We start from the raw sequence: 22,730 nt of genomic DNA, 5'->3' as shown, positions 1-22,730 counted from the left end.
ACCCCGCCCTGCTCCTGACGCCGCCCTCCCCCGCCGGCCGACGGGTGCGCGCCCTGATCGCCGCCCAGCCGGAGGGCTTCGTGCGCACGCTCACCCTGGCCCCCGAGCTCCCCGGCGCGGACGCGCTGACGCGGGAGCTGACAGGTACCGGCGTCGTGGTGTGTCCGGGGCACACGGATGCCGATGGGGCGACGACGCGCGCCTGGCTCCAGACCGCCGACGACGCGCGGGCGGCCGCGACCGCGGCGGGCCTCCCCGCGCCCACCCCGGTGGCGACGCACCTCTTCAACGGGATGCGGGGCTTCCACCACCGCGCCCCCGGGCCGCTGCCGGCGCTGCTGGGAGCCGCCCGCGCGGGCCGGGCCCGCCTGGAGCTCATCGGCGACGGCGTCCACGTGGACGACGAGGTCCTCACCGCGATCCTGGGCGACCCCGGCCTGGCCCCCGCGGCGTGCCTGGTCTCCGACGCCGTCGCGGCCACCGGCGCGACTCGGGGCACCGCGCACCGGCTGGGATCTCTCCCGATCCACGCGGCCCAGGACGGCCCGCGGGTCGGCGCCGATGAGCCGACGGGCCCTGCCGAAGCGGCCCTCGCCGGAGGGGCCGCCGACCTCCCGGAGATCGTGGGACGCCTCCTCCACAGCGACCTGGACCCCGACGCCGTGCTGCGCGCCGCCACGCACGTCCCCGCACGGACGCTGGGCGGGAGCCACGCCGTCCCCGTGGGGACCCCGGAGACGACGGAGCACGCCGCCCCCGGGGGCGACGTGCTCGTGTGGGCGCCAGACGGCGCCGTGACGGTGCTGCGGTCTCAGGCGGCGCCGGGCGGGCGCCACCACGACTGACCGGCCTGCGAGGGGCCGGCCTCGGTCCAGGCGCGGACGGCGCCGGCGACGTCGTCCTCCACCTCCAGGTCCACGGCGTCGTCCGAGCGCCCGGAGGCGTCCGTGATGCGCAGCCGCGTGTGGCCAGCCTCCGCGGCGGGCAGTCGGTCGACCTCCAGGCGCCAGCGCTCGGCGGACCACAGCCGACGCTCGGGCAGCAGGTGGTGGGACAGGACCAGCTCGTGCGAGCGGAAGCATCCGACGACCCGACACCGACGCCCGCCGTCCGTGACGAGGACCCCGGCGAAGCGCCCGGGTCCACGCACGAGGGCCCGGTGCCGTGCCCATCCGGCGAGCGCCAGCAGTGCGAACACCGCCAGCGCCCCGGAGAGCAGCAGCACCGGGCCCCTCATGTCTCGGCCTGAGATCAGGCCGCCGCCCCGCCCAGCTGGGCGGTGGCGGCCGCGATCACCACGCGGTCGTCGTCGACGGAGAAGAACCCGCCGTTGGCCTGCGCCGTGATCGTGCCGCCGTCGGTGGCGCGCACCACGACCTCGCCGTCGCCGAGGACGGCGAGCATCGGGGTGTGGCCCGGCAGGATGCCGATCTCACCGTTGATCGTGCGCGCCGAGACGGCGGACGCGGTTCCGGTCCAGATGGACTTCTCCTCGGAGACGATCTCCACGTTCAGCTCAGCCATGGATCAGCCCTCGGCCTGGATCTTGGCCCACTCGCGCTCGACGTCGTCCAGGCCGCCCACGTTGTAGAAGGCCTGCTCCGCCACGTGGTCCAGGTCGCCGTCGGCGATGGCCTTGAAGCCCTCGACGGTGTCCTTGATCGGCACGGTCGAGCCCTCGACGCCGGTGAACTGCTTGGCGGTGTAGGTGTTCTGCGAAAGGAACTGCTCCATCTTGCGCGCACGCGACACGGTGATCTTGTCCTCCTCGGAGAGCTCGTCCACACCGAGGATCGCGATGATGTCCTGCAGCTCCTTGTTCTTCTGGAGGATCTGCTTGACGCGGGTCGCGACGTCGTAGTGCTCCTGGCCCACGTACTGCGGGTCGAGGATGCGGGAGGTCGAGGCCAGCGGGTCCACCGCGGGGTACAGGCCGCGGGACGCGAGGTCACGGGTGAGGTTGGTGGTCGCGTCCAGGTGGGCGAACACGTTGGCCGGGGCCGGGTCCGTGTAGTCGTCCGCGGGCACGTACACGGCCTGCATCGACGTGATGGAGTGGCCGCGGGTGGAGGTGATGCGCTCCTGCAGCACGCCCATCTCGTCGGCCAGGTTCGGCTGGTAGCCCACGGCGGAGGGCATGCGGCCCAGCAGCGTGGAGACCTCGGAGCCGGCCTGCGAGAAGCGGAAGATGTTGTCGATGAAGAGCAGCACGTCCTGGTTCTGCACATCGCGGAAGTACTCCGCCATGGTCAGCGCGGACAGGGCCACGCGCAGACGCGTTCCCGGCGGCTCGTCCATCTGGCCGAACACGAGGGCGGTGTCCTTGAGGACGTCCGCCTCGTCCATCTCGACCCAGAGGTCGTTGCCCTCACGCGTGCGCTCGCCCACGCCGGCGAACACCGAGGTGCCGCCGAAGTTGCGGGCCACACGGGTGATCATCTCCTGGATGAGCACGGTCTTGCCCACGCCGGCGCCGCCGAACAGGCCGATCTTGCCGCCCTTGATGTAGGGGGTCAGCAGGTCGATCACCTTGATGCCGGTCTCCAGCATCTCGGTGGAGCCCTCGAGGGCGGCGAAGGACGGGGCCGGGCGGTGGATCGGCCAGCGCTCCTGGACGTCCAGCTCGGAGATCGGCATGTCCAGGGTCTCGCCGAGCACGTTGAAGAGGTGACCCTTCACGGCGTCGCCCACGGGAACGGAGATCGGGGCGCCGGTGTCCTGCACGTCGGCGCCGCGGACCAGGCCGTCGGTGGACTGCAGGGAGATCGCGCGGACCATGTTGTCGCCCAGGTGCTGGGCGACCTCGAAGGTCACGACGCGGGTCTGGCCGGCGAGCTCGACCGTCGCGGTCAGCGCGTTGTAGATCTCGGGCATCGCGTTCGCCGGGAACTCGGCGTCGATCACGGGGCCGATGACGCGGGCGACGCGCCCGGTGGCGCCGGCGGTGGGGGTGCCGGTGCCCTGGTCGGTGAAGGTGGCAGTCATCTCTCTCACTTCTATCGTGTGTGGATGGCGGGTCTGATGAGTCGAAGGGCTCAGGAGTTGTTGAGCGCGTCCGCGCCCGCGATGAGCTCGGTGAGCTCCTGGGTGATCTCGGCCTGACGGGCGTTGTTCATCCGGAGCGTGAACTCCTTGATGAGGCTCGAGGCGTTGTCACCGGCCGACTTCATGGCCCGCTGACGGTTGGCCAGCTCGGAGGCGGCCGACTGGAGCATGGCGTTGAAGATGCGCGACTCGATGTACTTCGGCAGCAGGGCGTCGAGGACCTCGTCCGCATCCGGCTCGAACTCGTACAGCGGCAGGACCTCCTCGGGGGAGACCACGTCCTGCTCCACGACCTCGAGGGGCAGCAGGCGGATCACGTGGGGGTTCTGCTTCACCAGCGAGACGAACTCGGTGAAGACCACGTGGATCTCGTCCACGCCCCCGGCGGCGGTGTCGGTGAGGAAGGACTCCACGAGGATCGTGCCGATCTCCTGGGCGCGCTCCGCCTTGGGGGCGTCCGTCTGACCCGTCCAGAGCTGCTTGTACTCGCGGCCGCGGAAGTCGAAGTACGTCTGCGCCTTGCGGCCCACGACGTAGACGTCGACGTCCTTGCCCTCCTCGTGCAGGGCGGTGAGCAGCTGCTCGGCCTTGCGCAGGACGTTGGCGGAGTACGCGCCGGCCAGGCCGCGGTCCGAGGACATGATGAGCACGGCGGCCCGGGTGGGGTTCTCCGGCTCGGTGGTCAGCACGTGGTCGATGTCGTGCTGGCTGGACACGGCGGTCACGGCGCGCGTGATCGCGTTCGCGTACGGCAGCGACTGGTTGACCCGCTCACGCGCCTTGGTGATGCGGGACGTGGCGATCAGCTCCATCGCCTTGAAGATCTTCTTCATCGACGTGGTCGATGCGATCTTCTGACGGTAGACCCGGATCTGGGCTCCCATGATGGTCCTTTCCGTGGCGGGAGGGCGGCCCGGCGCCGTCCCCGTGGGGTCCGACGCCGGACCGCTCCCTCACCGCAGCGCGGTCAGCGCTTCTGCTTGGTGATCTGCTCCTGCACGACCTGGTCCTGGCCGATCGCGGCGTGCTCCTCGTGGCCGGCGGCGACGCCGTCGTGGCCCGAGGCCTGGAAGCCCTTCTTGAAGGCGTCGATCTCGCGCTCCAGGGCGGAGACCGTCTCGTCCTCGAGCTTGCCGGTCGAGGCGATCTCGCCCAGCACCACATCCTTGCGGCGCAGGTGGTCGAGGAACTCGCGCTCGAAGCGCAGCACGTCCTCCACCGCCACGTCGTCGAGGTGGCCCTTGGAGCCGGCCCAGATCGCCACGACCTGGTCCTCGACGGGGTACGGGGAGTACTGCGGCTGCTTGAGCAGCTCCATCAGGCGCTCGCCGCGGGCGAGCTGGCGGCGGGTGGCCGGGTCCAGGTCGGAGGCGAACATCGAGAACGCCTGCTGGTCGCGGTACTGCGCCAGGTCCAGCTTCAGCGTGCCGGAGACCTTCTTCATGGCCTTGACCTGCGCGGCGCCGCCCACGCGGGACACCGAGATGCCCACGTCCACGGCCGGGCGCTGGTTGGCGTTGAAGAGGTCCGACTGCAGGAAGATCTGGCCGTCGGTGATGGAGATGACGTTGGTCGGGATGTAGGCCGACACGTCGTTCGCCTTGGTCTCGATGATCGGCAGGCCGGTCATGGAGCCCGCGCCCATCTCGTCCGAGAGCTTGGCGCAGCGCTCGAGGAGGCGGGAGTGCAGGTAGAACACGTCACCCGGGTAGGCCTCGCGTCCCGGCGGGCGGCGGAGCAGCAGCGACACCGCGCGGTAGGCCTCGGCCTGCTTCGACAGGTCGTCGAAGATGATCAGGACGTGCTTGCCGCCGTACATCCAGTGCTGGCCGATGGCCGAGCCCGCGTAGGGCGCCAGGTACTTGAAGCCGGCCGGGTCGGACGCCGGGGAGGCCACGATGGTGGTGTACTCCAGGGCGCCGTGCTCCTCCAGGGTGGAGCGCACCGCGGCGATGGTGGAGGCCTTCTGGCCCACGGCCACGTACACGCAGCGGACCTGCTTGTCCACGTCGCCGGTCTGCCAGTTGGCCTTCTGGTTCAGGATGGTGTCCACGGCGATGGCGGTCTTGCCGGTCTGACGGTCGCCGATGATCAGCTGGCGCTGGCCGCGGCCGATCGGGATCATCGCGTCGATGGCCTTCATGCCCGTCTGCAGCGGCTCGTGCACCGACTTGCGCTGGGTCACGGTGGGCGCCTGCAGCTCGAGGGCGCGGCGGCCCTCGGCCTCGATCGGGCCCAGGTCGTCCAGCGGGTGGCCCAGCGGATCCACGACGCGGCCCAGGAAGCCGTCGCCGACCGGCACGGAGAGGATCTCCCCGGTGCGCTGGACCTCCATGCCCTCGCGGATGTCCTGGAACTCGCCGAGGACGACGACGCCGATCTCACGGGCGTCGAGGTTCTGGGCGAGGCCGAGGATGCCGTTGGAGAAGCGCAGCAGCTCGTTCGCCATGACGGAGGGCAGGCCCTCCACACGGGCGATGCCGTCCGCCGCGGAGATGACGCGGCCCACCTCGGTGCGCGTGGTGTCCGACGGTTCGTACGATGCCGCGAAGTCGTTCAAGGCATTGCGGACATCGTCGGCGTTGATGGTCAGTTCGGCCATCTGCAGTCCCTGCTCTCTGTGCTTGGTGATCATCGACGTGACGATGATGCTGGTGGTCTGTGTGGTCCGTGGGACGGCCCGACCGGCGTGAAGCCGGTCAGGCCGCCATCCGGCGCTGGAGGTCGTTCAGTCGGCTGGCCATGGAGCCGTCGATGACGTCGTCCCCGACCTGCACGCGGATGCCGCCCACCACGGTGGGGTCCACGTTCACGTCGAGCACGAGGTCGCGTCCGAAGGCGCGGCGCAGGCCGGCGGCGAGCCGCTCCCGCTGACCGTCCTCGAGCGGACGGGCGACCGTCACCTCGGCGATCCACTGACGCTGACGCGTGGCGACGACATCCGCGTAGGAGCGCAGCGCCGTGGCCGGCTTGACGCCGCGGCCGTCGGTCACCGCGCGCTCGACGAGCAGCACGGCGGCCGGGGAGGCCTGGGCGCCGAGCAGTCGCCGCGCCAGCCCCGAGCGGGACTCGCGCGGGGCGCGCTGATCGGTCAGGGCGCGCTCGACCTCGTGCGAGTCCTGGAAGACGCGCTGGAAGCCGAGGAGCTCGCCCGAGAGGGCGGCCAGGCCGGCGTGACCGCCACGGGCCGCCTCGCCGGCGGCCGCGTCCGCGGCCACCGCCTCGAGGGCGTCCCCGAAGTCACGCTCGGCCGACCAGCGCCGGCCGGCCAGGTCCTTGAGGACCTGCAGGGCACCGGGGCTCACCCGGCCGCCGAACAGGGAGTCCAGGACGCCGTGGCGGCGCTCGGTGCTCCAGGCGGGGTCCGTGAGGGCACGCCGCAGCGCGCCCTGCTGGTCCACGACGTCCAGCGCCGCGAACAGCTCGCGTGCCAGCGCGACGCCGCCCTCGTCCAGCACCGTGCGGACCGACTCCAGGGAGGCGGTCAGCGAGTCACCCGATGCGCCCGTCATCATTCGGACACACCCGCGCTCTGGTGCCGGTCGAGGTCAGCGAGGAAGCGGTCCACCACGCGCTGCGAGCGGGCGTCGTCGTCGAGGGACTCGCCGACGATCTTGCTCGCCAGGGTGGTGGCCAGCGTGCCGACCTCGCCCTTGAGCTGGGCGGCGGCCTGCGTGCGCTCGGCCGCGATCTGCGTCTGGGCCTGCTCCGTGATGCGCGCCGCCTCGGCCGCGGCGCGCTCGCGCGCCTCCGCGACGATCTGGGCGCCCTCGGTGCGGGCCTCCTCGCGGATGCGGTTGGCCTCCTGGCGGGCGTCCGCCAGCTGGCCCTCGTAGTCCGCCATCATCTTGTTCGCCTCGGCCTGGGCCTTCTCGGCCTTCTCGAGACCGCCCTCGATGGCCTCGACGCGGTCCGTGTAGGACTTCTCGAGGGCCGGGACGACGAACTTGACGACGATGAACATCAGGACGGCGAAGCCCACCGTGGTGACGAGGATCTCCCACGGGTTCGGGACGAGCGGGTTCGCACCCTCCGCCGACGCGAGGATCAGTCCATTGCTGATCATGTTCTAACCATCCTTCGTTCGGGTGTCCTGTCTGGCGTGGGCCGGGCCGCCGCGGACACGGCGGCCGGCCCTGGCAGGGACAGGATCAGTTGATGACGAAGGCGAAGACCAGGCCGAGGATGGCCAGGGCCTCGGCGAGCGCGAAGCCCAGGAGGGCGATCGGCTGCAGGATGCGCTGGGCCTCGGGCTGGCGGGCGACGCCGTTGATGTAGGCGGCGAAGATGAGGCCCACGCCGATGGCGGAGCCGATGGCGGCGAGGCCGTAGCCGATCATGTTGAGGGAGCCGGAGATTTCCATGGTGCTTCCTTTCACGGGGCCGGAGGGTTCCGGCCGAGTTGGGGGGAGGTCTCTCTTCCCGGGCCCGCGCGGGCCGGGAAGGAGTCTGTGCGGGAGGTCCCGCCCCGGGTCCGGACGTCCGTTCAGGACGCGCCGGCCGGGAAGATCAGTGGTCGTTCGCGTCGATGGCGCCCTGGATGTACAGGGCGGTCAGCAGCGTGAAGACGAAGGCCTGGAGGTACATCAGGAGGATCTCCAGGAGGTACAGGGCCACGGAGGCGAGGATCACCAGCACACCGGTGCCGGCGAGCAGGGGGTTGCCGGTCTGCGTGATGAGGAAGGCCGCGCCCGCGCCGGCGAGCATGACGATCATGTGGCCGGCGAGCATCACGGCCATCAGACGCAGGGAGTGCGTCAGCGGGCGCACGATGAAGTTCGAGATGAACTCCAGCGGCACGAGCAGCGGCAGGATCCAGCCCGGGACGCCCGAGGGGACGACGGCCAGCTTGAAGTACTTCACGCCGTGGTGCTTGACGCCCACGCCGATCCAGATCGCGTAGACGATCAGCGCGATGGCGTACGCGGAGCCCGCGTGGGAGAACGAGGGCATCTGGAGCAGCGGGATGGCGCCGAAGAGGTTGTTCAGCAGCACGAAGAAGAAGATCGCGAAGAGCAGCGGCACCCACTGCTTGAAGTGCTTCTCGCCCATGACGTCGCGGCCGATGCCGTTGCGGACGAAGGCGTACCCGGACTCGGCGATCCACTGGGCGCGGCCGGGAACGAGCTTCGGCTTGCGCATGGCCCAGGCGAAGAAACCGGTGATCAGCACGACGGAGAGCAACACCAGCAGCATCTGCTTGCCGAAGCCCGTGCCGTACTCGGCGCCCCACGGCAGGAGATCCGGCAGGTGAGCGTCCGAGACGGACGGGGGCACGAATTCTGCGTTGGCCAGCACGAGGGGTAGCACGCGGTTCCTCTCCGAAGTGGTGCGCGACCGGCCCGCGGGCCCGGCCCTCGCACCGGACCTGGACCCGCGACGAGAGGGGACCGGAGAGCCTGGGAAGAGGACATCGAGCGGCGCACGAGGACCGTCGGTGTGTTCGCCGTAGACGATACCAAACGGGCGGCCGTGCTCCCTACCGCGATGCCGGTGAGAACGCGACCCTCGGCGCCTCGCGTCAGTCGGCGTAGATGCCGCGGCGGGTGCGTGCGAAGACGAGCACCTCGACGGCCTGCCACACGACGACGCCGACGAGCGCGCCGACCGCGACGGCCGTGCCGGACATCCACTCGGGCATGCGCAGGGTCGCGAGGAGCAGGGCGTAGAGCACCAGCTTGACGACGAACGCCCCCACGCTCAGGGGCAGGGCCGCCGCGCGGGCGCGGTCCCAGGCCACGGCCGTCGTCGCGCCCGTCAGGGCGGAGAGCACCAGGACCGCTCCCCCGCCGGTCAGCGCCGACAGACCCGCGGGACCGCCGTGGAGGACGGCGGCCACGGCCCCGCAGGCGAGCACGCCGACGGCGGTCGCGGCGCAGCACCAGCGCAGGATCCCCCACCATCCGGCGCGGTTCTCCCAGCGGCGGCGGGCAGGTCGGGCAGAGGCGGTCACGGCTGGTCCTTCGGCTGGGCGTCGGGGCGGGAGGCGGGCCGGGCGGCACGGGCGCGCAGGGGGTGCACCGTCAGCCAGGTGGCCACGGCCAACCCCGCGGCGGCGAGGAGCAGGACCACGGCGTCGTCGGCGAAGTTCAGGGAGAGCACGCCCCAGGCGACGATGAACGACCACAGCCACAGCACCCGGACGGCCTGGGCGTGCGTGAAGCCGCCGTCGACGAGACGGTGGTGCAGATGACCGCGGTCCGCGCCGAACGGACTCTCCCCGTGCGCGGCCCGGCGGATGACCGAGATCGTCAGGTCCGCCAGCGGAAGGGCCAGCACGGCGATCGGGAGCAGCACCGGCATGTAGGCCGGGACGTTGCGGAAGCGGAACCCCTCCAGGGCGTCGAGGTCGGCGGTCACGGCCACCGCCGCCGTCGAGAGCAGCAGCCCCAGCAGGAGGGCTCCCGACTCCCCCATGAAGATCCGCGCCGGATGGCGGTTGTAGGGCAGGAACCCGGCGCACGCTCCGATCAGCAGGGCCATGAGCAGCGTGGCCAGGTTGGAGTAGTCGAATTGGTCGATGGTGCGCGTCAACAGGTACGAGTACACGAAGAACGCCGAGCCGCCGATCAGCGCGACGCCGGCCGCGAGGCCGTCCAGGCCGTCGATGAAGTTGATGGCGTTCATGGTCAGGACCACGACGAAGACCGTGAGCGCGACCTGCACGGCCTCGCTGCCCACGTGGATCCAGCCCACGGGCAGGGCCGCGATCCGGATCCCTCCCAGCGCCACGGCGAGGGCGGCGAGGCTCTGGCCGCCGAGCTTGGCCCACCAGCGCAGGTCCACGAGGTCGTCGACGACGCCCAGCACCAGGATGATCCCGAGCGCGGCGAGCAGCCCGCGCATGGCGGAGGCGTCGGTGAAGATCCCCCCGAGGAACGGGACGGTACCCGCCACGGCGAGGCCGGCGAGCACGGCCGCGACCATGGCGACGCCCCCGAGCTTCGGCACCGGGGCGCGGTGGACGTCCCGGTCCCGGTGCGGCGTGTAGGCGCGTGCGCGCACCCCGACGCGCCGCACCCACGGGGTGAGCGCCAGGCACGTCAGGGCCGTGACGGCCGCGACCAGGAGGTAGGCGCGCACGCGGGGGCTCAGGCCTCCGGCGCGGCCGGCGGCGTGGTGAGCTCGGCGGGCACGGGCGGCTCCTCGCCCTCGGCGACGAGGTCCGGGACCACCGCGCGGAGGGCCTCGAGGGAGACGGCGCCCTGCCGGGCGACCCGGAAGGGGGTGACGGTGCAGTCCACGATGGTGGAGGGCTCCTGGGTGGCGCGCTCACCGCCGTCCAGGTAGAGGGCGACGGACTCGCCCAGCATCTCCTCCGCACCGCGGGCGGTCGTGGCCGCCGGCATCCCCGTGCGATTGGCGCTGGAGACGGCCATGGGGCCGACGGCGTACAGCAGCTCGCGGGTGACGGCGTCGTCGGGCACGCGCAGGGCGACCGTGCCCCGGGTCTCGCCGAGATCCCACGTCAGCGTGGGCTGGGAGCGCAGGATCAGGGTGAGGGCGCCGGGCCAGAAGCGTTCGGCCAGCTCCTCCGCGGCCTCGGGGACGTCGTAGGCCAGCCCCGCCATGACGGAGCGGTCGGAGATCAGCACCGGCGGGGGCATGGTGCGGCCGCGGCCCTTGGCGGCCAGCAGCACGGCCACGGCCGTCGGGGAGAACGCGTCCGCGCCGATGCCGTACACGGTGTCCGTGGGGAGGACCACGCAGGCGCGGTCGGCCAGCACGGCACGCGCGCGCTCGACGGCGGCGGTCAGGTCGGAGGGGTCGGAGACGTCGATGAACTCACTCACGGCTCCATTCTCCCATCCGAGGGCGGCGCGACGAGGGCACCCGTCCGCACGGCGGCCAGGAACCGCTCACGGCCGGTGTGGTCCGGCAGCACCCGGACGTCCTCGAAGCGACCCCCGAGGCGGGCCTCCGCGGCCAGGGCCTCCCCTTGCGCCTCGTGGTGCTCCATGACGAGCCGGCCCCCGGGTCGCAGGAGGCCCGCGGCGCGGGCGATGATCCCCCGGGGGATCCGCAGCCCGGCCGCGTCCCCGCCGTAGAGGGCCGTGGGCGGATCCGCGAGCGCCTCGGCCTGGACGGGCAGCTCCGCGTCCGGGACATACGGCGGATTGGAGAGGACGACGTCCACGGTGCCGTCCAGGTCCGCGCACGCGACAAGGGCATCGCCTTGTCGCAGGTCCACTCCGCGCGGCTCGAGGTTCCGTCGGGCCCACGCCAGGGCCGCGTCCTCCCGCTCGACGGCCGTCACCGCCACGTCGCGGTGGCGCTCCTCGGCCCAGGCGGCCACTGCGGCGGCGATCGCCCCCGAGCCCGTGCACAGGTCGACCACCCGCGCCGGCCCGTCCAGCACGGCCAGCGCCCGGATGCCCTCCTCCACCAGCAGCTCGGTCTCCGGCCGCGGGACGAACACCCCCGGGCCCACCTCGAGCGTGAGCCCGTGGAACGCGGCCGCCCCCGTGATGTGCTGCAGCGGCTCGCGCACGGCCCGGCGCTCCACCAGGGCTCCGAAGGCCTCCGCCTGCCCGGGGCCGGGCGCGGCCCCCGCGAGCACGCGGGCCAGCAGCGTGCCGCGGTCCCCGCCCAGCAGGTGGGACAGCAGCAGCTCCGCATCGGCCCGCGGGGAGTCCACGCCCGCGGCCCGCAGGGTGGCCGCGGCCTGCCGCAGCAGCGCCGACCAGTCCGCGGGCGGCGTCGCCGGTCCGGACGAGGTCACCGCGCCTCCTCCCCCAGCCGCGCCAAGCGACGCTGCTCGTCGAGGGCGACGCAGGAGTCGATCACCGGGTCGAGCGCCCCGTCCAGGACAGCGTCGAGGTTGTGCGCCTTGAAGCCGGTGCGGTGGTCGGCGATGCGGTTCTCCGGGAAGTTGTAGGTGCGGATCCGCTCGGAGCGGTCCATGGTGCGCACCTGGGCCGAGCGCGCGGCCGAGTCCTCCGCGTCCCGCTCCGCCCGCTGTCGCTCCAGCAGGCGCGAGCGCAGCACCCGCAGCGCCGCCTCCCGGTTCTGGATCTGCGACTTCTCGTTCTGCATGGACACGACGATCCCCGTGGGCAGGTGCGTCAGGCGCACCGCGGAGTCGGTGGTGTTGACGGACTGGCCGCCCGGCCCGGAGGAGCGGAAGACGTCCACCTTGAGGTCGTTCGGATCGAGGTGGACCTCGTCCGGGGCGTCCACCTCGGGCAGCACGAGCACGCCGGCGGCCGAGGTGTGGATGCGCCCGGCGGACTCCGTGACCGGCACCCGCTGGACGCGATGCACCCCGCCCTCGTGCTTCAGGCGGGTGTAGACGCCCTCCGCCGGGTCCTGGGCGGAGCCGCGCACCGCCACGTGGACGTCCTTGAAGCCGCCCAGGTCCGAGTGGGTGGCCGAGAGGACCTCCGTCCGCCAGCCCCGCGACTCCGCGTAGCGCAGGTACATGCGCAGCAGGTCGCCGGCGAACAGCGCGGCCTCCTCGCCGCCCTCGCCGCCCTTGATCTCGAGGATCACGTCGCGCCCGTCGTCCGGGTCCCGCGGGATCAGCAGCCGGCGCAGGCGCTCGGCCGCCTCGTCCGCGGCGGCCTCCAGGGCGGGCACCTCCGCGGCGAAGGCGGCGGCGTCCTCCCCCGGCGCCGCGGCCAGCTCCCTCGCGTCGTCCCGGTCCGCCACCGCCTGCTCCCACTCCCGGTGGGCCGCGACCACCGCCCCCAGCTCCGCGTACCGCCGCCCCACGCGGCGGGCGCGGGCGGCGTCGGCGTGGAGCGCGGGGTCGGAGAGCTGGCCGGCCAGCTCGCGGTGCTCGGCGAGCAGACGCTCGACGGACTCGAACACGGTGCCTCCTGGTGACGGGTCGGGGTGGCGGGACGGGGCGGACGACGACAGCCCCGCCGCCGGACCGCGCGGGTCCGACGGCGGGGCCGCACGGTCAGGCGGGACTCAGTCGTCGCCCTTGGAGCCCAGCGTGGTCTTGGAGACCAGCATGAGGAACTCCGCGTTGGACGCGGTGTCCTTGATCTTGTTGGTGAGCAGCTCGAGGGCCTGCTGGGTGTCCAGGCCGGAGAGGACGCGGCGCAGCTTCCACATGATCTTGACCTCCTCCGGGGAGAGCAGGACCTCCTCGCGGCGGGTGCCGGACGCGTTGACGTCCACCGCCGGGAAGATGCGGCGCTCGGCGAGCTGCCGGGACAGCCGCAGCTCCATGTTGCCGGTGCCCTTGAACTCCTCGAAGATGACCTCGTCCATGCGGGAGCCGGTCTCCACCAGGGCGGTGGCGAGGATGGTCAGCGAGCCGCCGTTCTCGATGTTGCGCGCGGCGCCGAAGAACTTCTTCGGCGGGTACAGCGCGGCCGAGTCGACGCCGCCGGAGAGGATGCGGCCCGAGGCCGGGGCGGCCAGGTTGTAGGCGCGGCCCAGGCGGGTCATGGAGTCGAGGAGCACGACGACGTCGCGGCCCATCTCCACGAGGCGCTTGGCGCGCTCGATGGCCAGCTCCGCCACGGTGGTGTGGTCCTCGGCCGGGCGGTCGAAGGTGGAGGCGATGACCTCGCCGGCCACGGAGCGCTGCATGTCCGTGACCTCCTCGGGACGCTCGTCCACGAGGACCATCATCAGGTGCACCTCGGGGTTGTTCCGGGTGATGGCGTTGGCGATGGACTGCAGGATCATCGTCTTGCCCGCCTTGGGCGGGGAGACGATCAGGCCGCGCTGGCCCTTGCCGATGGGGCTGATGAGGTCGATCACGCGCGGGCCGACCAGCTTGTGGTCGGACTCCAGGCGCAGGCGCTCGGTGGGGTACAGCGGCACGAGCTTGCCGAACTCCACCCGCTGCGGGTTCTCCTCCGCCGGCTGGCCGTTCACGGTGGTGACCTTGACCAGCGCGTTGAACTTCTGGTTGCGGCCGCCGCCGGAGTGCGGCTTCTCGCCCTCGCGCGGGGCGCGGATCGCGCCGACGACGGCGTCGCCCTTGCGCAGGCCGAACTTCTTGACCATGGCCAGGGAGACGTAGACGTCCTTCTCCCCCGGCAGGTACCCGGAGGTGCGGACGAACGCGTAGTTGTCCAGCACGTCGAGGATGCCGGCGACGGGCTGGAGGACGTCGTCCTCGGTCACCTCGACGTCGTCCACCTCGGGCCCGCGGGAGCGGCGGTTGCGCCCGCGGTCGTTGCGGTTGCGGCGGTTGCGGCCGCGGCGGCCGTCCTCGTCGCGGTCCTCGCGGCGGCCGTTGCCGCGGTCGCTGCGCTTCTGGCCGTCGCCGCCCTGGCCGCGACCGGACTCCTCCTCGCGGTCCTCTCGGCGGCCGCCCTGGGAGCGATCCTCGCCCTGGCCGTTGGCCCGCTCGCCGTTGGCCCGCTCGCCGTTCTGGCGATCCGCGTTCTGACGCTCGCCGCGGTCGCGGTCGCCGCGGCCCCGGCGGGAGCGGGAACGGCCCTCGGCGCGCTCCTCGTCGCCGTCCTGCTCGCGACGGGTCTCCTCGCCGGCGCCACGGCCGGACTCCTGCTTCTCGTCCTGCGCGCCGTTCTGCTGCGCGTCGCGCGCGGCGTGGTCGCCGCGCCGACGGCGGGAGCGGCCCGAGCCGGTCTCCTGGGCGCCGGACTCGGCGGACGCCTCGGCGCGCGCGGGGGCGTCCTCGGTCTCGGCGGCGGGCTGCTCGTCGGCGGGGGCCTGCGTGGCCTCGGCGGGCTGGTCGGCGGCCACGGCGCCGTCGGAGTCGGCGCGGCGGGAGCGGCGGCGTGAGCGCGGGGCCTGCTCCGCGGCCGGGGCCTCGGCGGCCTCCGCCTGCGCGGCCGGGGCGGCGGCCGCCTGGGCCGCGGCGTCGCGGTCGGCCACGGAGCCGCCGCGCTGGTGGTCGGAGATCGCCGCCACCAGGTCGGACTTGCGCATGCGCGAGCCGCCGGTGATGCCGAGCTGGGAGGCCAGGGCCTGCAGCTGGGCGAGCTTGAGAGAGGCCAGCCCGCCGCCGGCGGTGGTCTGGTCGGGGGATTCGGTCACGAAGGTTCCTTCTCCGTCGTCAGCAGCCGCGCGGCGCGTCACGCGCGGCGGGCTGAGGTGGGCGCCCGGTCGGCGCGCGCAGCGGCGAGCCTGAGAACCGGGCCTGTGGTCTTCCCTGGCGGCGCCTCCCCGAGCCCACGCGCAGTCACTGCGTGGCGGGGGCGGAGGCACCGGAACTCGATCGGCCGGGACGCGGCGACGCGCGGCGCACGACGGGCGTGCGGGGCGGCCGGTCAGCCGTGATGGAGTGGCTCCACCCTAGCACCCTCGGCCGCCACGCCGGGCACCAGCACGCGCCACGCGGCCCCGGTCTCCGGCGCCAGGGCGCGCATCGCCTCCGCGGCGCGCTCGGCATCGGCCGGGGTCGGGGCCAGCACCAGGACGGTGGGCCCGGCGCCCGAGACGACGGCGGCGTGGCCCTGCTCCCGCAGCCCCCGCACCAGCGCGGCCGAGGGCGGCATGGCGGAGGCGCGGGCGTCCTGATGGAGCCAGTCCCTCGTCGCCGGCAGCAGGAGGTCGGGGCGGGAGGCCAGCGCGAGCGTGAGGAGGGCGGCACGGCCCGCCTGCTCGGCCGCGACGGCGTGCGGCACGGACTCCGGCAGGGCGGCCCGGGCGGCATGGGTGGACAGCGTGACGTCCGGGATGCCGATCACGGGGGTGATCTGCGGGTGCAGCGCGACCGCGGCCGTGGCCCAGCCGGGCCCGCCGTCGCGGTGCCAGGAGACGGACGCCCCGCCGGCGAGGGCCGGGGCGACGTTGTCCGGGTGGCCCTCGCGGCGGGCGGTGACGTCCAGCAACTCCGCGGCGGAGAGCCGCTCGTCGGCGGGCAGCAGCGCCTCGGCGGCGAGCACCGCGGTGACCACGGCCGCCGCCGAGGAGCCCAGACCGCGGGCGTGCGGGATGCGGTTCACGGCCGTCAGCGCCAGCCCCGGGGCGCGGAACCGGCGCCGGGTCAGGTGCGCGTGGGCGAGCCGGAGGACCAGGTGCTCCCCGTCCGTGGGGAGCTCCGCGGCCCCCTCCCCCGTCACGACGGCCGTGTCCGGTCCGTCCACGACGGTCAGCGTCACCTCGTCCCGCAGCTCCAGGGCCAGGCCCAGGGCGTCGAAGCCGGGCCCCAGGTTGGCCGAGGTCGCGGGCGCCAGGACGCGGGCGCCGGTGCCGGGGGGGAGGTCGCGCAGCTCACGCATGGGCTCAGGTCAGCCCCAGCGCCTCGGCCACGGTCACCACGTCGAACGGCACCGAGCGCGGGGTCACGTCGTCGCCGTCGGCGCCCTTGAGGGCCCACTGCGGGTCCTTCAGGCCGTGGCCGGTGACGGTGATGACCCACGTCTTGCCCGCGGGCACGTTCCCCGCGGCGTGGTGCTTGATGAGACCCGCGACGCCGGCCGCGGACGCCGGCTCCACGAACACCCCCTCCTTGGAGGACAGCCAGCGGTGCGCGGCGAGGATCTCCTCGTCCGTGACGGAGTCGATCATGCCGCCGGAGGCGTCGCGGGCCGCGGTGGCCTGGTCCCAGGAGGCCGGGTTGCCGATGCGGATCGCGGTGGCGATGGTCTCCGGCTCCGTGACCGGGTGGCCCAGCACCAACGGGGCCGCGCCGGCCGCCTGGAAGCCCCACATCACCGGGGTCTTGGTGGCCACGGCGGGCAGCTCCTCGTCCGAGGTGCCCGGGTGCGGGTTCACGTAGGGGCGGGAGTACTCCTGGTAGCCCTTCCAGTACGCGGTGATGTTGCCCGCGTTGCCCACCGGCAGCAGGTGGTAGTCGGGGGCGTCGCCCAGCAGGTCCACGACCTCGAAGGCGGCCGTCTTCTGGCCCTCGATGCGCGCCGGGTTCACCGAGTTCACCAGGAACACCGGGTAGTTCTCCGAGAGCTTGCGCGCGATGTCGAGGCAGTTGTCGAAGTTGCCCTGCACCTGGAGGATCTCCGCACCGTGCGCCACGGCCTGGGACATCTTGCCCATCGAGATCTTGCCCTCGGGCACCAGCACGGCGCACGTGAGCCCGGCCTGCGCGGCGAACGCGGCCGCCGAGGCCGAGGTGTTGCCGGTGGAGGCGCACACCACGGCCTTCGCGCCGTTCTCCACGGCGGCCGTGATGGCCATGGTCATGCCGCGGTCCTTGAACGAGCCCGTCGGGTTCATGCCCTCGAACTTGACGTAGACCTCGCCCTCGACGAGCTCGGACAGGTGCGGTGCCCGGATCAGGGGGGTGCCGCCCTCGCCCAGGGAGACCACGCGGGTGTCCTCGGTGACGGGCAGGCGGCCGGCGTACTCGCGGATGACTCCGCGCCAGACGTGGGCCATGGGTCAGTTCCCTTCGACTCGCAGGACGGACGCCACCTCGTGCACGGCGTCCAGGGTGGTCAGCTCGGCGACGACGTCGTCGAGGTCGCGCTGGCGGGCGCGGTGGGTGATCAGGCGCAGGGATGCGCCCGCGGCGTCGTCGGCGCCCTGCACCTGGCGGAGCGTCTCGATGGACACGCCGTGCTCCTCGAACACGCCGGCCACGCGGCGCAGCACGCCGGGCTGGTCGGCGACGCGCAGCACCACCATGCAGGAGGTGCGCGCCTCGGAGACGTCGAGCGCGGGCAGCGCCGCGACGGGGGTGCGCAGACGGGCCGGGCCGCCGCGGACGATGCGCTGGCCGATCGCGACGGCGTCGCCCATCACCGCGGACGCCGTGGGCGCGCCGCCGGCCCCGGGGCCGTAGAACATCAGCTGACCGGCGTTCTCCGCCTCCACGAACACGGCGTTGTAGGCGCCGCGCACGGAGCCCAACGGGTGCTCGCGGGGGATGAGGGTGGGGTGCACGCGCAGGATCGCGCCCGCCGTGCCGTCCCGGGCGGTGTCCCGCTCGGCGATCGCCAGCAGCTTGATGACGTAGCCGGCGTCCGCGGCGGCCGCGTTGTCCTCGGCCGTGACCTCCGTGATGCCCTCCACAGAGACCTGGTCCAGGGTGTAGGACGAGCCGAAGGCCAGCGTGGCCAGGATGGCCGCCTTCGCCGCGGCGTCGAACCCGCCCACGTCCGCGGTGGGGTCCGCCTCCGCGTAGCCCAGGCGCTGGGCCTCGGCCAGGGCGTCCGCGAAGGAGGCGCCCTCCGTGTCCATGCGGTCGAGGATGAAGTTGGTCGTGCCGTTGGCGATGCCCATGACGCGGTTGACGGTGTCGCCCGAGAGCGAGTCGCGCAGGGGCCGGAGGATCGGGATCGCGCCGGCGACGGCGGCCTCGAAGCTGAGCTGGGCGCCGGTCTCGGAGGCGAGGCGGTAGAGCTCCTCGCCGTGCTCGGCCAGCAGGGCCTTGTTGCCGGTCACGACGGACGTGCCGGCCTGGAGGGCGCGGCGGATCAGCGAGCGGGCGGGCTCGATGCCGCCCATCAGCTCGATGACCAGGTCCGCCCCGTCCACGAGCGCCTCCGCGTCCGTGGTGTACAGGGAGGGGTCGGCCTGCCAGTCGCGCACCGCGGCGGTGTCCCGGACGGCGATGCCGGTGAGCTCGAGGCGCGCCCCGACGCGGTCGGCGAGGACGGCCGCGTCCTCGGTGAGGATGCGCGCGGCCTGGGACCCCACGGTGCCGCCGCCGAGCAGCGCCACCCTCAGGGCATCGCGGGCGGGAGCGGGCGCGGTCTGCGCAGCGGATGCGGTGGGCTCGGCCATGGTCCTCCGTCGGTCGGGGCGGGTGCGGTGGGCGCGGCGCCGTCGCGGACGACGCCGGGCGCGGCCCCCAATCTATCGGCCTGGGCGGGGGCCGCGGCCCGCGCGTCGGGCCGTGACCGGGCGCCGGACGGTTCAGGCCGGGTTCTGCGGATCGACCTCACGCCGCAGCAGGTCGTCCAGGGTCTCGCGCCGGACGATCTCCCGCGCCTCGCCGTCGCGCACGGCCACCACGGCCGGGCGCAGCAGGGCGTTGTAGTTGGAGGACATCGAGTGGGTGTAGGCGCCCGTGGCGGGCACCGCCAGCAGGTCGCCGCGGGCCACGTCCTCCGGCAGCCAGACGTCGCGGACCAGGATGTCCCCGGACTCGCAGTGCTTGCCCACCACGCGGGACAGCGCGGGAGCGGCGTCCGAGGTGCGGGAGGCCAGCGCCGCGGTGTAGTCCGCGTCGTAGAGCACCGGGCGCGGGTTGTCCGACATGCCGCCGTCCACGGCGACGTACCGGCGCGAGGCGGTGCCGTCGTCGGGAGCGTCCACGTCCACGGTCTTGGTCACGCCCACGGAGTAGAGGGTGAGCCCGGCGGGGCCGGAGATCGCGCGGCCCGGCTCGATCGAGATCCGCGGGCACGTCAGGCCCAGCCGCTCCACGGCCTTCTGGACGTCGTCCGCGAGCGCGTCGGCGATCTCCGCGGCCGGACGGGGCTCGTCCACCGCGGTGTAGGCGATGCCGTGGCCGCCGCCGAGGTCCAGCTCCGGCAACTCGACGCCGTGCTCGTCCTTGACCTCGGCGAGGAACCCCAGCACGCGCTCGGCGGCCAGGCCGAAGCCGTCGGCCTCGAAGATCTGCGAGCCGATGTGGCAGTGCAGGCCGAGGAGGCGGATCGAGTCCGCCTGCAGGGCGGTCCGCACGGCGACGGCGGCCGGGGCCACGCCGGCCTCGTTCCCGTCCCGCCCGGTGGCGGACGGGGTGAGGGAGAGCCCGAACTTCTGGTCCTCGTGGGCTGTGGCGATGAAGTCGTGTGTGTGGGCGTGCACACCCGGCGTCACGCGCAGCATCACGGGGGCGATCTGCCCGCGCTCGGCCGCGAGCGCCGCGAGGAATTCGAGCTCGTCCACGGAGTCCACGATGATCCGGCCGACGCCGGCGTCCAGGGCCGTCGCGAGCTCCGCGGCGGACTTGTTGTTGCCGTGCAGGCCGATGTGCTCGGGCAGCACGCCGGCGCGCAGGGCGATGGCCAGCTCACCGCCCGAGGCGGTGTCCACGCGCAACCCCTCCTCGGCGGCCCAGCGGGCCGTGGAGAGGGTGAGCATCGACTTCCCGGCGAAGTACACGTCGGCGCCGCCGCAGAGCGACTCGAAGGCCGCGTCGAAGCCCTCGCGGAAGGCGCGGGCGCGGGCGCGGAAGTCGTCCTCGTCCAGCACCAGCACCGGGGTGCCGAACCGCTCGGCCAGCACGGAGGCGGGCACGCCCTGCACGGCGAGCTCGCCGGCCGCGTCCCGGGCCACGCCCGAGGACCAGACCAGCGGCGCCAGGGCGTCGGGGTCCGCGGGCGCCGGCAGCCAGGCCGGGGCGAGCGGGTGGGCGGACTGCGGGGCGGTCTCGGTCACGGTCTCCTCCAGGTTCACGGAGCCGGCGTTCACATGGTCTCCGGCGCGGACACGCCGAGCAGTCCCAGGCCGTTGCGCAGCACCTGGGCTGCGGCGTCGTTGAGCCACAGGCGGGTGCGGTTGACGTCCTCGACCGGGGCCGGGGTGCCGTCCTCGAGCGGGACGGGCACGATGCGCTGGGCGGCGTACCAGGAGTGGTACGCGCCGGCGATGACCTCGAGGTGGCGGGCCACGCGGTGCGGCTCGCGCAGGCGCGCCGCCGAGGCCACGACGGCGGGGAACTCCGCCAGCTGGGCGAGCAGCTCGGACTCGGTGGGGTCGGTCAGCAGCGACGCGTCGAACGCGCAGCGGTCCACCCCGTGCGCGGCGGCCGTGCGGGCGGCGCCGCAGGCGCGGGCGTGCGCGTACTGCACGTAGTAGACCGGGTTGTCGTTGGTCTGCGAGCGCAGCAGCTCCGGGTCGATGGTGATGGGCGAGTCCGCGGGGTAGCGGGCCAGGTCGTAGCGCAGGGCGTCCTTGCCCAGCCACTGGACCAGGTCCTTGAGCTCGATGATGTTGCCGGCGCGCTTGGAGAGCTTGGCGCCGTTCACGGAGATCAGCTGGCCGATGAGGATCTCGATGTTCTCCTCGGGGTCGTCGCCGGCGGCCGCGGCGATCGCCTTGAGGCGCCCGACGTAGCCGTGGTGGTCCGCGCCCAGCAGGTACACCTTCTCCTCGAAGCCGCGGTCGCGCTTGTCCAGGTAGTAGGCGGCGTCGGCGGCGAAGTAGGTGGGCTCGCCGTTCGCGCGGATCATCACGCGGTCCTTGTCGTCCCCGAAGTCGGTGGTCCTCAGCCACACGGCGCCCTCGCGGTCCTCCACGTGGCCCTGCTCGCGCAGGCGGTCCACGGCGGCCTGGATGGCGCCGGACTCGTGGAGGCGGGTCTCGGACGTGAACACGTCGAAGTGCACGTCGAACGCCGCCAGGGTGTCCTTGATGTCCTGCATCTGCAGCTCGTAGGCGGCCTGGCGGACCACGGGGCGGGCGGCGTCGTCGGTCAGCTCGCGCACCTGCGGGTGGTCGGTCGCGACGGCGTCGGCCAGGTCCTTGACGTAGGCGCCGGGGTAGCCGCCCTCGGGGACGTCGCGGCCGGCCATGCGGGCCAGGACGGAGTCGGCGAACACGTTCATCTGGTTGCCGGCGTCGTTGATGTAGTACTCGGCGGTGACGTCCGCGCCGGAGGCGCGCAGCAGGCGGACGATCGCGTCGCCCAGGGCGGCCCAGCGGGTGTGGCCGATGTGCAGCGGGCCCGTGGGGTTGGCGGAGACGAACTCCATGTTCACGGTGTGGCCGGCCAGGGCCTCGTTGCGGCCGTAGGCCTCGCCCGCCTCCACGATCTGCCGGGCCAGTTCGCCCGCGGCGGCGGCGTCGAGGGTGATGTTCAGGAAGCCGGGGCCGGCGACGTCGACCGTCGCCACACCGGGCTGCTCCCCCACGCGCGAGGCCAGGGCCGAGGCGAACTCGCGCGGGTTCATGCCCGCCTGCTTGGCGAACTGCAGAGCCACGTTGGTGGCCCAGTCCCCGTGCTCGCGGCTGCGGGGGCGCTCCACCTTCACGCGGTCCGCGGACAGCTGCTCGCGCAGCTCGGCGGGGAGCTCGCCGGCGTCGACGGCGGCCAGCAGCTGGGCATGGATCAGGGCGGAGAGTTCTTCGGGCTTCACCCGCGCAAGTCTACGGATCCGGGCGCGGGGGTGCGCGCATGCGTCCGGCGGCGCGGGGGCCCGGGGAGCCGCACGGTGGCGTCCGGCCTTAACGTGTCCAGGCCCTCCCGTAGCGTCGGCGGGCCCCCGCCCCGCCTTCCCCCAGGAGCACGACCGACCATGATGGGCCCCTCCCACGCCGTGACCGGAGCCGCCGGCTGGCTCGCGCTGACCGGACCGCTGGCCGACCTCGCGGGGGTGTACGTGGGACCCCAGGTGCAGCTGGTGGGGGCGCTGACCACCGCGGGGGCGGCGTTGATCAGCGACTGGGACCACCCGCGTGCGACGATCGCCACGGCGCTGCCCCCGTTGAGCACGGTGCTGGCGCGGTTCATCCGCCGCGCGGCGGGTGGGCATCGGCGGGGGACGCACTCGTTCGTGGGGCTGGCGGCGTTCACGGCCGTCACCTGGGTGCTGACGCCGCTGACCGCCGCCGTGGGCTCCGTGACCTTCTCGGCCGGCCAGGGGGTGGTGGCTGCGTTCCTGGCCGCGGTGGCCGCTCGGATCCTGCGCGTGGCCCCGGGCCCGGTGTCCGGCTGGGCGGTGGGGCTGGCCGCCGGCGCGCTCGCCGGGACGACGGCGCCCGGCGCCACCTGGCTCACGGTCTCCGTGGCGCTGGGCGTGGGGCTGCACATCGTCGGGGACATGCTGACGACGCGCGGGGTGGCCCTGCTCTGGCCCGCCCTGCCGGACCCCCCGGTCCCCACCCCGTTCTGG

At 73.6% G+C, this 22,730-nt stretch carries 21 protein-coding genes and 1 pseudogene; 2 read left to right on the top strand and 20 right to left on the bottom strand.

Going from position 1 to position 22,730, the window contains the following annotated elements:
• Positions 1 to 845 (top strand): annotated as a pseudogene (locus MHY29_RS05035) (hypothetical protein); the annotation flags it as partial.
• On the opposite strand, the gene MHY29_RS05030 reads toward MHY29_RS05035, so the two are convergent.
• The 20 genes from MHY29_RS05030 to argS form a co-directional block, all read right to left on the bottom strand.
• Positions 812 to 1,237, bottom strand: coding sequence for a DUF2550 domain-containing protein (locus tag MHY29_RS05030; protein WP_239238512.1), 426 nt, complete (start codon positions 1,235 to 1,237; stop codon positions 812 to 814). The pseudogene MHY29_RS05035 and the gene MHY29_RS05030 overlap by 34 nt on opposite strands.
• Positions 1,238 to 1,251: 14 nt before the next feature.
• Positions 1,252 to 1,524: a F0F1 ATP synthase subunit epsilon gene (locus tag MHY29_RS05025; protein WP_224355229.1), complete on the bottom strand. Its 273-nt coding sequence runs from the start codon at positions 1,522 to 1,524 to the stop codon at positions 1,252 to 1,254.
• A gap of 3 nt (positions 1,525 to 1,527) precedes the next feature.
• Positions 1,528 to 2,985, bottom strand: a complete 1,458-nt coding sequence (atpD, locus tag MHY29_RS05020) for a F0F1 ATP synthase subunit beta (RefSeq protein WP_224355230.1) — start codon at positions 2,983 to 2,985, stop codon at positions 1,528 to 1,530.
• A 50-nt stretch (positions 2,986 to 3,035) separates the two neighbouring features.
• The gene (locus MHY29_RS05015; RefSeq protein ID WP_224355231.1) at positions 3,036 to 3,929 is read right to left on the bottom strand and encodes a F0F1 ATP synthase subunit gamma; all 894 of its coding nucleotides are present in this window, start codon (positions 3,927 to 3,929) and stop codon (positions 3,036 to 3,038) included.
• Positions 3,930 to 4,012: 83 nt separating this feature from the next.
• Entirely contained in the window at positions 4,013 to 5,647 is a 1,635-nt protein-coding gene (gene atpA, locus MHY29_RS05010; protein WP_224356834.1) for a F0F1 ATP synthase subunit alpha, read from the bottom strand.
• Positions 5,648 to 5,744: 97 nt separating this feature from the next.
• Positions 5,745 to 6,560 (bottom strand): F0F1 ATP synthase subunit delta, encoded by an 816-nt coding sequence (locus MHY29_RS05005; RefSeq protein WP_239238509.1) that lies wholly within the window; start codon positions 6,558 to 6,560, stop codon positions 5,745 to 5,747.
• A complete protein-coding gene (locus tag MHY29_RS05000; RefSeq protein ID WP_224355233.1) occupies positions 6,557 to 7,111 on the bottom strand; it encodes a F0F1 ATP synthase subunit B in 555 nt (184 codons plus the stop codon). Before MHY29_RS05000 ends, MHY29_RS05005 begins: the two co-directional genes overlap by 4 nt.
• 85 nt (positions 7,112 to 7,196) lie before the next feature.
• Positions 7,197 to 7,409 carry a F0F1 ATP synthase subunit C gene (locus MHY29_RS04995; protein WP_135028225.1) on the bottom strand — a complete coding sequence of 71 codons (213 nt, stop codon included), beginning with the start codon at positions 7,407 to 7,409 and terminating at the stop codon, positions 7,197 to 7,199.
• A gap of 145 nt (positions 7,410 to 7,554) precedes the next feature.
• Positions 7,555 to 8,355, bottom strand: a complete 801-nt coding sequence (atpB, locus tag MHY29_RS04990) for a F0F1 ATP synthase subunit A (RefSeq protein WP_224355234.1) — start codon at positions 8,353 to 8,355, stop codon at positions 7,555 to 7,557.
• Between the two features lie 211 nt (positions 8,356 to 8,566).
• A complete protein-coding gene (locus MHY29_RS04985; RefSeq protein WP_224355235.1) occupies positions 8,567 to 8,998 on the bottom strand; it encodes a hypothetical protein in 432 nt (143 codons plus the stop codon).
• A complete protein-coding gene (locus MHY29_RS04980) occupies positions 8,995 to 10,128 on the bottom strand; it encodes an MraY family glycosyltransferase (RefSeq protein ID WP_224355236.1) in 1,134 nt (377 codons plus the stop codon). Before MHY29_RS04980 ends, MHY29_RS04985 begins: the two co-directional genes overlap by 4 nt.
• Positions 10,129 to 10,136: 8 nt before the next feature.
• On the bottom strand, positions 10,137 to 10,838 hold the full coding sequence (locus tag MHY29_RS04975) for an L-threonylcarbamoyladenylate synthase (protein ID WP_224355237.1): 702 nt from the start codon (positions 10,836 to 10,838) through the stop codon (positions 10,137 to 10,139).
• Positions 10,835 to 11,767, bottom strand: coding sequence for a peptide chain release factor N(5)-glutamine methyltransferase (prmC, locus tag MHY29_RS04970; protein ID WP_224355238.1), 933 nt, complete (start codon positions 11,765 to 11,767; stop codon positions 10,835 to 10,837). Before prmC ends, MHY29_RS04975 begins: the two co-directional genes overlap by 4 nt.
• Positions 11,764 to 12,858, bottom strand: coding sequence for a peptide chain release factor 1 (gene prfA / locus MHY29_RS04965; protein WP_239238507.1), 1,095 nt, complete (start codon positions 12,856 to 12,858; stop codon positions 11,764 to 11,766). The genes prmC and prfA overlap by 4 nt, the downstream gene beginning before the upstream one ends.
• 105 nt (positions 12,859 to 12,963) lie before the next feature.
• Positions 12,964 to 15,015, bottom strand: coding sequence for a transcription termination factor Rho (gene rho / locus MHY29_RS04960; protein ID WP_239238505.1), 2,052 nt, complete (start codon positions 15,013 to 15,015; stop codon positions 12,964 to 12,966).
• A 233-nt stretch (positions 15,016 to 15,248) separates the two neighbouring features.
• The gene (gene thrB / locus MHY29_RS04955) at positions 15,249 to 16,202 is read right to left on the bottom strand and encodes a homoserine kinase (protein ID WP_239238503.1); all 954 of its coding nucleotides are present in this window, start codon (positions 16,200 to 16,202) and stop codon (positions 15,249 to 15,251) included.
• Positions 16,203 to 16,206: 4 nt separating this feature from the next.
• A complete protein-coding gene (thrC, locus tag MHY29_RS04950; protein WP_224355242.1) occupies positions 16,207 to 17,319 on the bottom strand; it encodes a threonine synthase in 1,113 nt (370 codons plus the stop codon).
• A gap of 3 nt (positions 17,320 to 17,322) precedes the next feature.
• Positions 17,323 to 18,669 (bottom strand): homoserine dehydrogenase, encoded by a 1,347-nt coding sequence (locus tag MHY29_RS04945; protein ID WP_239238501.1) that lies wholly within the window; start codon positions 18,667 to 18,669, stop codon positions 17,323 to 17,325.
• Positions 18,670 to 18,801: 132 nt separating this feature from the next.
• Positions 18,802 to 20,274, bottom strand: a complete 1,473-nt coding sequence (gene lysA, locus MHY29_RS04940; protein ID WP_224355244.1) for a diaminopimelate decarboxylase — start codon at positions 20,272 to 20,274, stop codon at positions 18,802 to 18,804.
• Positions 20,275 to 20,303: 29 nt separating this feature from the next.
• The gene (gene argS, locus MHY29_RS04935; RefSeq protein WP_224355245.1) at positions 20,304 to 21,974 is read right to left on the bottom strand and encodes an arginine--tRNA ligase; all 1,671 of its coding nucleotides are present in this window, start codon (positions 21,972 to 21,974) and stop codon (positions 20,304 to 20,306) included.
• Between the two features lie 159 nt (positions 21,975 to 22,133).
• Between argS and MHY29_RS04930 the strand changes: the two genes are divergently transcribed.
• Positions 22,134 to 22,730: metal-dependent hydrolase (locus MHY29_RS04930; RefSeq protein WP_239238499.1), on the top strand; the 597-nt coding region annotated here is incomplete at its 3' end.

The organism is Micrococcus sp. ACRRV, from assembly GCF_022346985.1.
Taxonomy (GTDB): Bacteria; Actinomycetota; Actinomycetes; order Actinomycetales; family Micrococcaceae; genus Micrococcus; species Micrococcus porci.
The sequence above is the reverse complement of the archived record's forward strand: the minus strand, read 5'-3'. Positions and strand labels throughout refer to the sequence as shown.

Coding starts and splice junctions, on each gene's coding strand:
- MHY29_RS05030 (WP_239238512.1), bottom strand. CDS start 1,237: ATGAGGGGCCCGGTGCTGCTGCTCTCCGGGGCGCTGGCGGTGTTCGCA.
- MHY29_RS05025 (WP_224355229.1), bottom strand. CDS start 1,524: ATGGCTGAGCTGAACGTGGAGATCGTCTCCGAGGAGAAGTCCATCTGG.
- atpD (WP_224355230.1), bottom strand. CDS start 2,985: ATGACTGCCACCTTCACCGACCAGGGCACCGGCACCCCCACCGCCGGC.
- MHY29_RS05015 (WP_224355231.1), bottom strand. CDS start 3,929: ATGGGAGCCCAGATCCGGGTCTACCGTCAGAAGATCGCATCGACCACG.
- atpA (WP_224356834.1), bottom strand. CDS start 5,647: ATGGCCGAACTGACCATCAACGCCGACGATGTCCGCAATGCCTTGAAC.
- MHY29_RS05005 (WP_239238509.1), bottom strand. CDS start 6,560: ATGATGACGGGCGCATCGGGTGACTCGCTGACCGCCTCCCTGGAGTCG.
- MHY29_RS05000 (WP_224355233.1), bottom strand. CDS start 7,111: ATGATCAGCAATGGACTGATCCTCGCGTCGGCGGAGGGTGCGAACCCG.
- MHY29_RS04995 (WP_135028225.1), bottom strand. CDS start 7,409: ATGGAAATCTCCGGCTCCCTCAACATGATCGGCTACGGCCTCGCCGCC.
- thrB (WP_239238503.1), bottom strand. CDS start 16,202: ATGCGTGAGCTGCGCGACCTCCCCCCCGGCACCGGCGCCCGCGTCCTG.
- thrC (WP_224355242.1), bottom strand. CDS start 17,319: ATGGCCCACGTCTGGCGCGGAGTCATCCGCGAGTACGCCGGCCGCCTG.
- MHY29_RS04945 (WP_239238501.1), bottom strand. CDS start 18,669: ATGGCCGAGCCCACCGCATCCGCTGCGCAGACCGCGCCCGCTCCCGCC.